The sequence below is a fragment of the Mesorhizobium sp. B2-4-17 genome, from assembly GCF_006441275.1.
In the GTDB taxonomy this organism is placed as follows: Bacteria; Pseudomonadota; Alphaproteobacteria; order Rhizobiales; family Rhizobiaceae; genus Mesorhizobium.
On the sequence record NZ_VFUX01000021.1, the window covers coordinates 111,728 to 121,982 of the forward strand.

Consider the following 10,255-nt stretch of genomic DNA (forward strand, 5'->3'; position numbering starts at 1 on the left):
CTGGACAGCTGTAGGAGGTGCTTGCTCCTGCGCCCTTGAATTGAAACTGGCCTAGGCCATGCCCATGCCGACGAAGGCTATTACTGGCTAGCCTTGTAGCGCAAAAGCCGGCGTGGGAATCGGCAAAGAGCAATCAGGGCTTGATCGGCGACGACGACGATCATGGAGATGAGCATGATGATGATCATGCCGCCGACGGCGGCGCCGAGAGCCCCGATGCCGATGATCATCTTGCTGATGCTGTGACTATCAGGGGCCGCCGATGACCATCTTGCTGATGCTGTGACTATCAGGTGCACATACGGAGACGCAGGGGTCTTAACGTTTCGAACTCGGAAGCGTCCTCGTCTCGCAGGAGGGCGATAGCGGCGCCGCCGTTTGCCTGTATTTGCACGCCACACTACGCATGCTCGATTTACTTGTTGCAGCGGCCCAAAATACCCCTCTCTTAATTATCCCCGACCGGGGACCATCTGAATTGTTCCCGAGCGAAACGGGGACAAAATGGCTGCTTCGCACAACGATACCGAAGGACGAGCGCGCAGCTCGCGCATGCTGCGGACGGCGCTCGGGCCGGCCATCAGCCGGTTCCTGGACGATCCCAAAATCGTCGAAGTGATGTTGAACCCGGATGGCCGGATTTGGGTCGATCGGCTCGCCGACGGTCTGTCCGGGACTGACGAGATGATCTCGGCCGCTGACGGCGAGCGCATCGTACGACTGGTCGCCCATCATGTCGGCGCGGAAGTGCATGGCCGCTCGCCGCGCGTCTCGGCGGAGTTGCCGGACACCGGAGAACGCTTCGAAGGACTGCTGCCGCCTGTAGTCACAGCGCCTGCTTTCGCCATCCGTAAACCTGCTGTCGCCGTCTTCACACTCAAAGACTATGTCGCGGCAGGTATCATGAGCACACAACAGGCAGCGACATTGCGCGCCGCTGTCGCCACCCGTGCCAATATCCTCGTCGCAGGCGGTACATCAACCGGCAAGACGACGCTGACCAACGCCTTGCTCGCCGAAGTCGCCACAGGGTCTGACCGCGTGGTCATCATCGAGGACACACGTGAGCTGCAATGCGCGGCTCCCAATCTTGTCGCCATGCGGACCAAGGATGGCGTCGCGACGCTGTCGGACCTGGTTCGCTCGTCGCTGCGCCTGCGGCCCGATCGCATACCAATCGGCGAAGTTCGCGGTCCGGAGGCTCTCGACTTGCTCAAGGCATGGGGCACAGGCCACCCCGGCGGCATCGGCACCATCCATGCCGGCTCCGGCATCGGTGCGCTGCGCCGGCTCGAGCAACTCATCCAGGAAGCCGTCGTCATCGTTCCGCGTGCGCTGATTGCCGAAACCATCGACCTCGTCGCGGTGCTCGCCGGACGCGGCTCCGCGCGGCGGCTTGCCGAACTCGCGCGTGTCGAAGGTCTCGGCCCCGACGGCGACTATCGCATCATTCAAGCCAAACCTACCGACACGGGAGACAATTCATGATCGCCGTCCTTTTACGCTGCTACCGCAATACCGTTGCCGCGGTCACGACCCTTGCTATCAGTCTCACAGTGGCCCCGGCCGCCTATGCTTCCGGTTCCTCGATGCCTTGGGAACAGCCTCTCGAGAAGATCCTGCAATCGATCGAGGGACCGGTCTCCAAGATCATCGCGGTCATCATCATCATCGTGACGGGCCTGACGCTTGCCTTCGGTGATACCTCGGGCGGCTTTCGCCGGTTGATCCAGATCGTCTTCGGTCTGTCAATCGCCTTCGCCGCCTCCAGCTTCTTCCTGTCGTTCTTCTCATTCGGCGGCGGAGCCTTGATCTGATGGCAACCGCTTTCGAACAGCTCGATACCGTGCCGGGATGGTCAGTCACCGTTCACAAGGCGCTGACCGAGCACATTCTGCTTGGCGGCGCGCCGCGATCGATCGCGATCCTGAATGGCACACTCGCTGGCGCGGTCAGCCTCGGCCTGCGCCTCTGGTTGGTCGGTCTCATCCTCTGGGCGATTGGGCATGCCGCGGCGGTATGGGCCGCGAAACGCGATCCGCTCTTCTTCGAAGTCGGCCGCCGGCATGTGCGGCTTCCCAGTCATTTGTCGGTTTGAGGACGCGGCCATGATGAACCTTGGCGAATTTCGCCGTAGCGCCAGCCGCCTCGCCGACTATCTGCCCTGGGCTGCCCTCGTCGCACCTGGCGTCGTGCTCAATAAGGATGGCAGCTTGCAGCGGACCGCGAATTTTCGCGGACCCGATCTCGACTCCGCCGTCGCTGCCGAACTGGTCGCGGTCGCCTCGCGCATCAACAACGCCTTCCGTCGCCTCGGCTCTGGCTGGAGCATCTTTGTCGAAGCGCAGCGCCATGTGGCGGCGACCTATCCCGAAAGCCAGTTTCCTGACCCGGCTTCTGGCCTCGTCGATGCCGAACGCAAGGCCGACTTCGAAGAGGAAGGCGTCCATTTCGTCTCGAGCTACTTCCTCACCTTCCTCTATCTGCCGCCTGCAGAGGAGGCCACGCGGACCGAAGGATGGCTCTACGAGGGGCGCGAACAGTCTGGGGTAGATCCGCATGAGATCTTGCGCGCCTTTGTCGACCGCACCGAGCGGGTGCTGTCGCTGCTTGACGGCTTCATGCCGGAATGTCGTTGGCTCGACGATGGAGAGACGCTGACCTACCTGCATTCGACTGTGTCGATGAAGCGGCATCGCGTGCGCGTACCGGAGACGCCGGTCTATCTCGATGCACTGCTGGCCGACCAGCCTTTGACAACCGGGCTCGAGCCACGCCTTGGTGACCAGCATCTGCGTGTGCTCACCATCATCGGCTTTCCGACCGTGACAACGCCCGGCCTGCTTGATGAGCTCAACCGGCTGGCCTTTCCCTACCGATGGTCGACGCGTGCGATCCTGCTCGACAAGGTCGACGCCGCGAAGCTGCTGACGAAAATCCGGCGCCAGTGGTTTGCCAAGCGCAAGAGCATCGCAGCGATCCTGAAGGAGGTGATGACGAACGAGGCGTCCGTGCTGATCGACACGGACGCCTCCAACAAGGCGGCCGATGCCGATATGGCCTTGCAGGAACTCGGCGCCGACCTGTCGGGGATGGCCTATGTCACCGCGACCATAGCGGTCTGGGATGTCGATCCACGCCTTGCCGATGAGAAGCTGCGCCTCGCCGAAAAGGTCATCCAGGGTCGCGACTTCACGGCCATGGTCGAAACCGTCAACGCCGTCGATGCCTGGCTGGGCTCATTGCCCGGGCATGCCTACGCCAATATCCGCCAGCCGCCGCTGTCGACGCTCAATCTCGCCCACATGATTCCCCTCTCTGCCATGTGGGCCGGGCCGGAACGGGACGAGCATTTCGGTAGCCCCCCCTTGCTTTACGGCAAGACCGAAGGCTCGACCCCGTTCCGGTTGTCCCTGCACGTCGGTGATGTCGGCCACACGCTCGTCGTCGGTCCCACCGGCGCGGGCAAGTCCGTGCTGCTGGCTCTGATGGCCCTGCAGTTCCGGCGCTACCCCGGCTCGCAGGTCTTCGCCTTCGACTTCGGCGGCTCGATCCGCGCCGCTACGCTGTCCATGCGCGGTGATTGGCACGATCTCGGGGGTGACCTCACCGAAGGTGCGCAGGCCTCCGTCTCCCTGCAGCCGCTCGCCCGCGTCCACGAAGCCTATGAGCGCGCCTGGGCGGCTGACTGGATCGTTGCGATCCTTGCCCGCGAGGGCATCGACATCAACCCTGACGTCAAGGAGCATATCTGGACCGCCCTGACATCGCTCGCCTCGGCGCCCGAAGCAGAGCGCACCATCACTGGCTTGAGCGTCCTTTTACAGGCGAACGCTTTGAAGCAGGCCCTGCGGTCATACTGTATCGGTGGTCCGTACGGCCGACTGCTCGACGCCGAGGCCGAACATCTTGGCGCGGCATCCGTGCAGGCGTTCGAGATCGAGGGCCTGGTTGGCACCGGGGCCGCGCCAGCCGTCCTGACCTACCTGTTTCATCGCATCGGTGACCGGCTCGACGGACGGCCGACGCTGCTCATCATCGATGAAGGGTGGCTGGCGCTCGACGACGAGGGATTTGCCGGCCAGCTGCGCGAGTGGCTGAAGACGTTGCGCAAGAAGAACGCTAGCGTCATCTTCGCCACCCAGTCCTTGTCCGACATTGACGGTTCGGATATCGCACCGGCGATCATCGAGAGCTGTCCGACGCGCCTGCTCTTGCCGAACGAGCGCGCGATCGAGCCGCAGATCACTGCCGTCTACCGCCGGTTCGGCCTCAATGACCGCCAGATAGAGATCCTGGCGCGCGCGACACCCAAGCGCGACTACTACTGCCAATCCCGGCGTGGCAACCGCCTCTTTGAGCTCGGCCTATCGGAAATCGGCCTGGCGCTCTGCGCCGGATCCTCCAAGACGGACCAGGCGTTGATCGCCAGCATCGTCGCCGAGCATGGCCGCGACAACTTCCTCGCCGCCTGGCTGCGTGCGCGAGGCCTTGGCTGGGCCGCGGACCTAATTCCCAATCTCATCCCCCAAACCGAAAAGGAGCCTCAATCATGAACACTCGTCGATCCCGCTCGCGCGCCCTCGTGTTCGCCGCAGCCATGCTCGCGCCGCCGCTCATGGTCTTGCCGATGGTGGCTACTCCGGCACACGCATTCATCGTATTCGATCCATCGAACTACAGCCAGAATGTGCTGACGGCCGCGCGCTCGCTCCAGCAGATCACCAACCAGATCACCTCGCTGCAGAACCAGGCCCAGATGCTGATCAACCAGGCCCGCAATCTCGCGGGCCTGCCTTTCTCCTCGCTCCAGCAGTTGCAGCAATCGGTGCAGCGGACGCAGCAGCTGCTGAACCAGGCACAGAACGTCGCCTTCGACGTGCAGCAGGTCGACCAGATGTTCCAGCAGAAATACGGCGCCGTCTCGCTCTCCGCGTTGGATGCAGCGCTCGTTGCCGATGCGCGCTCGCGCTGGCGCAACACTGTTGGTGGCCTTCAGGATGCCATGCGCGTGCAGGCGGGTGTCGTCGGAAACATCGACACCAACCGCACACAAATGTCGGCCCTGGTCAGTTCTAGCCAGTCCGCGACAGGGGCGCTCCAGGCAACCCAAGCCGGCAACCAGCTTCTCGCGCTGCAGGCCCAGCAGCTCGCCGACCTTACAGCCGTTGTCGCGGCCAACGGCCGCGCTCAGGCATTGACCGATGCCGAACGTGCCGCGGCCGCCGAACAGGGTCGCGAACAGCGCCGCCGTTTCCTGACCCCGGGCTCCGGCTATCAGGCCGGCAATGCCCAGATGTTCAACCGCTGAGGTTTGGGACGATGGACGGCAAGACCTTCGCGCGCATCGTCGCCCTTGTCTTCGTTGCAGTCGTCGTCACGGCGACCGCTCTCGAGATGACCCGAAAGGAGGAGAGTCAGGTCGGCAACGCGGCCGCGGTGCCGGCACCTTCGACGCCGGATCCAGTTCGCGAGAGCCTACGCCATTGCCAAGGCCTGGGCGAGGCTGCCTTGCGTGACGATGAGTGCTTGCGCTTGTGGGCGCAGCAGCGCGAACGGTTCCTCGGTTTCAAGGCGCCGTCTGGGAGCTCGACCTCCGAGCCGCCCGCGCCGCAGTCGCAAGACGCGACCCGGCCGGAGGCGCGATAGGCATGGGCAGCACCGGCATCATCGACCAATTCCTTGGTACCTTCACCCGCTATATCGACAGCGGTTTCGGCTTGCTTGGCGGTGAAGTTGCCTTCATCGCCACCACGCTGATCGTCATCGACGTGACGCTCGCCGCTCTCTTCTGGAGCTGGGGCGCCGAAGACGACATCCTCGCCCGCCTCGTGAAGAAGACGCTGTTCGTTGGCGTCTTCGCCTATCTGATTTCCAACTGGAACAGCCTTGCCCGCATTGTCTTCGAGAGTTTCTCCGGTCTTGGCTTGAAGGCGAGCGGCACCGGTTTTTCGGCCCAAGATCTGCTGCGCCCCGGCAAGGTGGCGCAAACCGGTCTGGACGCCGGACGACCGCTGCTCGAGTCCATTTCCGGCCTGATGGGCTGGGTCTCCTTCTTTGAAAACTTCATCCAGATCGTCTGCCTGCTGTTCGCCTGGGCGTTGGTGTTACTCGCCTTTTTCATTCTGGCGGTACAGCTCTTCGTCACGCTGATCGAATTCAAGCTGTCGACGCTCGCCGGTTTTGTGCTGATCCCTTTCGGTCTTTTCGGCAAGACCGCTTTCATGGCCGAGCGAGTGCTCGGCAATGTCATCTCATCGGGTATCAAGGTGCTGGTGCTGGCCGTCGTCATCGGCATTGGCTCGACGCTGTTCGGCGAGTTCACTCAAGGGTTCGGCGGCGAAAACCCCACGATCGATCAAGCCATGGCGATCGTCCTGGCTGCATTGTCGCTTCTCGGTCTCGGCATATTCGGTCCTGGCATTGCCAACGGCATCGTCTCCGGCGGACCGCAGCTTGGTGCGGGCGCCGCCGTCGGTACGGGCCTGGCCGCAGGCGGCATGGTGCTTGCCACCGGTGGCGCCGCAGGCCTGGCGGCACGCGGCGGCTCGGCGGCTTTCTCCGCAGGCGGTTCCTTTGCGCGTGGCGGCGCGACTGCAGGCTCCTCTGGCCAGGGTGGCGCCGCAGCTGTCGGTTCCAGCTTGGGTGGCATTGCAAGCGCCGGTGTTTCGCACAATGGCTCGCCGCTCAGGCGTGCCGCCGCGCGTGGCGGTGAATCAGTGCAATCGACCTCCGCCGTTGGTCCACAGTCCGCCCGCGTTGGGATCGGTGAAACCGCGACAGCGGGGACGGTCGGAGGCAATGCCGAACGCGCAAGCGACCCTTCCGTCGCCCGCGCCGCCGACTTGGGTGAGGCGGCGCAAAATACCCCTGACTGGGCCAAACGCATGCAGCGGTCCCAGCGCCTGTCGCATGGCGTCCAGACCGCAGCCCACGCGGTCCGCGCTGGCGATGCCCATGGCAGCGGCAGCTCCGTTTCTCTCTCAGAAGGCAACTGACCAATGAACGTTTTTCGACGGCCCGCCGTCCACTACGGCAAGACGCCTCAACCCGAAACTCCCTATCAGAAGGCCGCGCAGGTCTGGGACGAACGCATAGGCTCAGCGCGCGTGCAGGCCAGAAACTGGCGCACCATGGCCTTCGGATCGCTAATCCTCTCGGCGGGCTTTGCTACCGCCTTGGTGGCGCAGTCATTGCGAGGGAGCGTGGTACCTTGGGTGGTACAGGTCGACACGCTCGGACAGGGGCAGGCACTCGCGCCTGCGACCACGGACTACAAGCCAACCGATCCCCAGATAGCCTGGCATCTCGCCCGCTTCATCGAGCAGGTCCGCTCCATCCCGGCCGATCCGATCGTTGTTCGCCAGAACTGGCTGCGCGCCTATGAATGGACCACCGACGGGGGCGCCGCGGCGCTCAACGACTATGCTCGTGTCAATGACCCCTTCTCCAAGGTCGGCAAGCAGCAGGTCTCCGTCGATGTCTCGTCCGTGATTCGTGCCTCGGCGGACTCCTTTCGCGTCGCCTGGGCCGAGCGTCATTACGAAAATGGCCAGCTCTCCACCACCGAGCGATGGGCTGCCATCCTGACGACCGTGATCCAGCCGCCGCGCGACGCCGACCGGCTGCGGGCCAATCCGCTTGGCATCTACGTCAACGCCATCAACTGGTCGCGGGAGATGAGCCAATGAACCTGCCATTGGGTGTCATCGCCACTCCGGCTTTGAGAAGGTCGGCGCTTGCCGTGGTGTTGCTATCGGGCTCTGCACTTGCCGGTTGCGCCACACCGCAGGAACCACCTCAGATCTCCTATGATGCGTACGTGCCGCCTTTGCCCGCCGCTCCGGCAGCCGCGCTCGATGAGAGGCCCAAACCGCTGCACGTTCCACCGGGGTGGGTCCCGGCCCGGGGTGGCGCGGCCGGTAGCACGCCAGCGGCGCGCGTCGAGAACGCCAACGCGGCGGCGCGCGTCCAGCCGCGTCGTGAGGGCTATTACAACGCCATTCAGATTTATCCGTGGAGTGAAGGAGCCCTTTATCAGGTCTATGCCGCTCCAGGGCAGATAACGGATATCGCGCTTGAGCCTGGCGAAAGCCTGACAGGTGAAGGTCCGATGGCGGCTGGCGATACCGCGCGCTGGATCATCGGCGACACTGAAAGCGGATCTGGCGTCACTAGGCGCGTCCACGTGCTGGTCAAGCCTTTGCGCGCCGATATCACCACCAATCTCGTCATCACCACCGACCGGCGCAGCTACATGATCGAGCTGCAATCGGGCGAGAAGCCGTACATGCCCGCGGTGGCGTGGGCCTATCCCACGCTTCCGGCTGGACAGGCGCGGACGATCCCCTCGACACCGGTGATTCCCGATGTCACCGCACGCAACTACCGCTATGGTCTGACCGGCGATACGGCGCCTTGGAGGCCGGTCAGCGTCTATGACGACGGCAGGCGCGTCTATGTCGAGTTCCCACGCGGCATCGTGCAAGGCGAGATGCCGCCTATCTTCCTCATCGGCCCGGACGGCGAGGCTGAAATCGCCAACGGCCGCGTCTACCAGAACACCCTAATTGTCGACCGTCTCTTCGGCGCGGCCGAATTGCGGCTTGGCAGCGGCAAGCGGCAGCAGACCGTCAGGATCGTCCGCACCGACGGGACCGCAAGAATGACTAGGACGTCAAGTCTCCGTCCAACGCCGAGCGACACAAGCACACCCCGGCAAAGGGGAGGGGAGGAGTCATGAACGAGAACGAAAACACAGCTTCCCCGATGCAGCTTCGCGCCGATCCGCCGCGTGTCACCCGCCTGTCGCGCAAAGTGCTCGCCGGCATCAGCCTGGTTGCATCGCTTGGTGTCGGCGGTGCGTTGATCTACGCGCTTCAAACGGGGGAAACAGGCTCGCATGGCGACGAGCTCTACTCGACGTCCAACAGGCAGCCCGCCGATGGACTGGCCAGCCTGCCGCGAGACTACACAGGTCCGGTTCTTGGGCCGCCGCTTCCCGGCGATCTCGGCCGGCCGATGCTTGATGCACAAAACAAGGGACAGCCCGTCGTGCCGCCGACCATCGCGACACCTATGGTCGATGAGGCCGAACAGCGCCGGCGGGCCGAGCAGGAGGCGGCCAGAACCTCGCGTGTATTCTTCCAGACGGGACAGGCAACCGCGGCGATGGCCGAAACGCCTGGAGGAGTCTCCGCGCAAAACCTCGCCGCTCCCGACCTTGCCGTTCAGACCAGCCAGTCGACCGCGCAAGACCGTCAGCTCGGCTTTCTGAGTGCGGCCGCTGATCGGCGCACGCTGGCGCCGGATCGCGTCATGCCGCCGGCGTCGCCCTATGTGCTCCAGGCAGGGGCCGTCATCCCTGCGGCACTCATCACCGGTATCCGTTCCGATCTGCCTGGTCAGATCACCGCTCAGGTCACCGAAAATGTCTATGACAGCCCGACGGGTCGCTTGCTGCTGATACCGCAAGGCACACGCGTCATTGGCCAGTACGACAACGGGGTCGGCTTCGGCCAGCGGCGCGTGCTGCTTGTCTGGAGCCGGCTCGTCCTTCCAAATGGCCGGTCCATTGTTCTCGAACGCCAGCCTGGCACCGACGCCCAAGGCTATGCCGGCCTCGAGGACGGCGTCGAATATCATTGGGGCGAGTTGTTCAAGGCGGCCGCACTCACCACCATCCTCAGCGTCGGAGCCGAAGCCGGCTCTTCGGGCCAGGAAAGTGACATCGTGCGCGCCTTGCGCGGCGGCGCTTCCGACAGCCTCAGCCAGGTGGGCCAGCAGATCGTCCAGCGCCAGCTCAACATCGCACCGACGCTGACAATACGGCCGGGCTTTAATGTGCGTGTCGTCGTTACGCGTGATCTCGTGCTCGAACCCTATGGAGGCTGAAAATGGCCAAGCTGAAACTCGGTCCGATTGCAGACGACAAGCCGGTCAAAGTCACATTGGAGTTGCCGGCGCGGTTGCACCGCGACCTGGTCAGATATGCCGAGATCCTCGGGCGCGAATCGGGTCAGCCAGCCGCGGATCCTGTGCGACTGGTCGTACCTATGCTGGAGCGCTTCATCGGGACGGATCGGGGCTTTGCCAAAACCAAGCAGGAGCGGAAAGGTTGAGGGCCACCTCGCCGCAAGGCAGAAGGAGCAATGCCAAAGGGCAGCACGGTTCACTAGAGAGCGTCGGGCGAATAGGGTGAATCGTTGGGATTCCCTTTTCGACTGAAGTCTGATTCCTATGGATGCGGAGGTGC

Annotated in this window: 12 protein-coding genes; 11 read left to right on the forward strand and 1 reads right to left on the reverse strand. The window is 63.8% G+C overall.

Annotated features, from left to right (window positions below; genetic code table 11):
* Nucleotides 1-80: 80 nt before the first annotated feature.
* Complete coding sequence (locus FJ548_RS29885) at nt 81-230, reverse strand: hypothetical protein (RefSeq protein ID WP_181168829.1); 150 nt, start codon at nt 228-230, stop codon at nt 81-83.
* Nucleotides 231-504: 274 nt separating this feature from the next.
* Here FJ548_RS29885 and trbB point away from each other — a divergent pair, with 274 nt between their 5' ends.
* Genes trbB through FJ548_RS18115 form a run of 11 tightly spaced genes read left to right on the forward strand, consistent with a single transcriptional unit; the run spans nt 505 to nt 10,121 of the window.
* Nucleotides 505-1,488, forward strand: coding sequence for a P-type conjugative transfer ATPase TrbB (gene trbB / locus FJ548_RS18065; RefSeq protein ID WP_140778578.1), 984 nt, complete (start codon nt 505-507; stop codon nt 1,486-1,488).
* The gene (locus tag FJ548_RS18070; RefSeq protein ID WP_140778579.1) at nt 1,485-1,817 is read left to right on the forward strand and encodes a TrbC/VirB2 family protein; all 333 of its coding nucleotides are present in this window, start codon (nt 1,485-1,487) and stop codon (nt 1,815-1,817) included. Before trbB ends, FJ548_RS18070 begins: the two co-directional genes overlap by 4 nt.
* Nucleotides 1,817-2,098 (forward strand): VirB3 family type IV secretion system protein, encoded by a 282-nt coding sequence (locus FJ548_RS18075; RefSeq protein ID WP_140778580.1) that lies wholly within the window; start codon nt 1,817-1,819, stop codon nt 2,096-2,098. Before FJ548_RS18070 ends, FJ548_RS18075 begins: the two co-directional genes overlap by 1 nt.
* 10 nt (nt 2,099-2,108) lie before the next feature.
* Complete coding sequence (trbE, locus tag FJ548_RS18080; RefSeq protein WP_140778581.1) at nt 2,109-4,556, forward strand: conjugal transfer protein TrbE; 2,448 nt, start codon at nt 2,109-2,111, stop codon at nt 4,554-4,556.
* Nucleotides 4,553-5,311, forward strand: coding sequence for a P-type conjugative transfer protein TrbJ (gene trbJ, locus FJ548_RS18085; RefSeq protein WP_140778582.1), 759 nt, complete (start codon nt 4,553-4,555; stop codon nt 5,309-5,311). Before trbE ends, trbJ begins: the two co-directional genes overlap by 4 nt.
* Before the next feature lie 11 nt (nt 5,312-5,322).
* Nucleotides 5,323-5,649: a putative entry exclusion protein TrbK-alt gene (gene trbK-alt, locus FJ548_RS18090; protein WP_140778583.1), complete on the forward strand. Its 327-nt coding sequence runs from the start codon at nt 5,323-5,325 to the stop codon at nt 5,647-5,649.
* A 2-nt stretch (nt 5,650-5,651) separates the two neighbouring features.
* Nucleotides 5,652-6,998: a P-type conjugative transfer protein TrbL gene (trbL, locus tag FJ548_RS18095; RefSeq protein ID WP_140778584.1), complete on the forward strand. Its 1,347-nt coding sequence runs from the start codon at nt 5,652-5,654 to the stop codon at nt 6,996-6,998.
* A gap of 3 nt (nt 6,999-7,001) precedes the next feature.
* Nucleotides 7,002-7,691 (forward strand): conjugal transfer protein TrbF, encoded by a 690-nt coding sequence (trbF, locus tag FJ548_RS18100; protein WP_140778585.1) that lies wholly within the window; start codon nt 7,002-7,004, stop codon nt 7,689-7,691.
* Nucleotides 7,688-8,743 (forward strand): P-type conjugative transfer protein TrbG, encoded by a 1,056-nt coding sequence (gene trbG / locus FJ548_RS18105; RefSeq protein WP_246678698.1) that lies wholly within the window; start codon nt 7,688-7,690, stop codon nt 8,741-8,743. Before trbF ends, trbG begins: the two co-directional genes overlap by 4 nt.
* Nucleotides 8,740-9,894: a TrbI/VirB10 family protein gene (locus tag FJ548_RS18110; RefSeq protein ID WP_140778586.1), complete on the forward strand. Its 1,155-nt coding sequence runs from the start codon at nt 8,740-8,742 to the stop codon at nt 9,892-9,894. Before trbG ends, FJ548_RS18110 begins: the two co-directional genes overlap by 4 nt.
* A 2-nt stretch (nt 9,895-9,896) precedes the next feature.
* Nucleotides 9,897-10,121: a DUF2274 domain-containing protein gene (locus FJ548_RS18115; RefSeq protein WP_140778587.1), complete on the forward strand. Its 225-nt coding sequence runs from the start codon at nt 9,897-9,899 to the stop codon at nt 10,119-10,121.
* Nucleotides 10,122-10,255 lie beyond the last annotated feature (134 nt).

What these genes read in the sequence shown, in the direction of transcription:
- FJ548_RS29885 (WP_181168829.1), bottom strand. Translation starts at nt 230, where the DNA reads ATGATCATCGGCATCGGGGCTCTCGGCGCCGCCGTCGGCGGCATGATC.
- trbG (WP_246678698.1), top strand. Translation starts at nt 7,688, where the DNA reads ATGAACCTGCCATTGGGTGTCATCGCCACTCCGGCTTTGAGAAGGTCG.
- FJ548_RS18110 (WP_140778586.1), top strand. Translation starts at nt 8,740, where the DNA reads ATGAACGAGAACGAAAACACAGCTTCCCCGATGCAGCTTCGCGCCGAT.
- trbK-alt (WP_140778583.1), top strand. Translation starts at nt 5,323, where the DNA reads ATGGACGGCAAGACCTTCGCGCGCATCGTCGCCCTTGTCTTCGTTGCA.
- trbE (WP_140778581.1), top strand. Translation starts at nt 2,109, where the DNA reads ATGATGAACCTTGGCGAATTTCGCCGTAGCGCCAGCCGCCTCGCCGAC.
- trbL (WP_140778584.1), top strand. Translation starts at nt 5,652, where the DNA reads ATGGGCAGCACCGGCATCATCGACCAATTCCTTGGTACCTTCACCCGC.
- FJ548_RS18115 (WP_140778587.1), top strand. Translation starts at nt 9,897, where the DNA reads ATGGCCAAGCTGAAACTCGGTCCGATTGCAGACGACAAGCCGGTCAAA.
- FJ548_RS18075 (WP_140778580.1), top strand. Translation starts at nt 1,817, where the DNA reads ATGGCAACCGCTTTCGAACAGCTCGATACCGTGCCGGGATGGTCAGTC.
- trbF (WP_140778585.1), top strand. Translation starts at nt 7,002, where the DNA reads ATGAACGTTTTTCGACGGCCCGCCGTCCACTACGGCAAGACGCCTCAA.
- trbJ (WP_140778582.1), top strand. Translation starts at nt 4,553, where the DNA reads ATGAACACTCGTCGATCCCGCTCGCGCGCCCTCGTGTTCGCCGCAGCC.
- trbB (WP_140778578.1), top strand. Translation starts at nt 505, where the DNA reads ATGGCTGCTTCGCACAACGATACCGAAGGACGAGCGCGCAGCTCGCGC.
- FJ548_RS18070 (WP_140778579.1), top strand. Translation starts at nt 1,485, where the DNA reads ATGATCGCCGTCCTTTTACGCTGCTACCGCAATACCGTTGCCGCGGTC.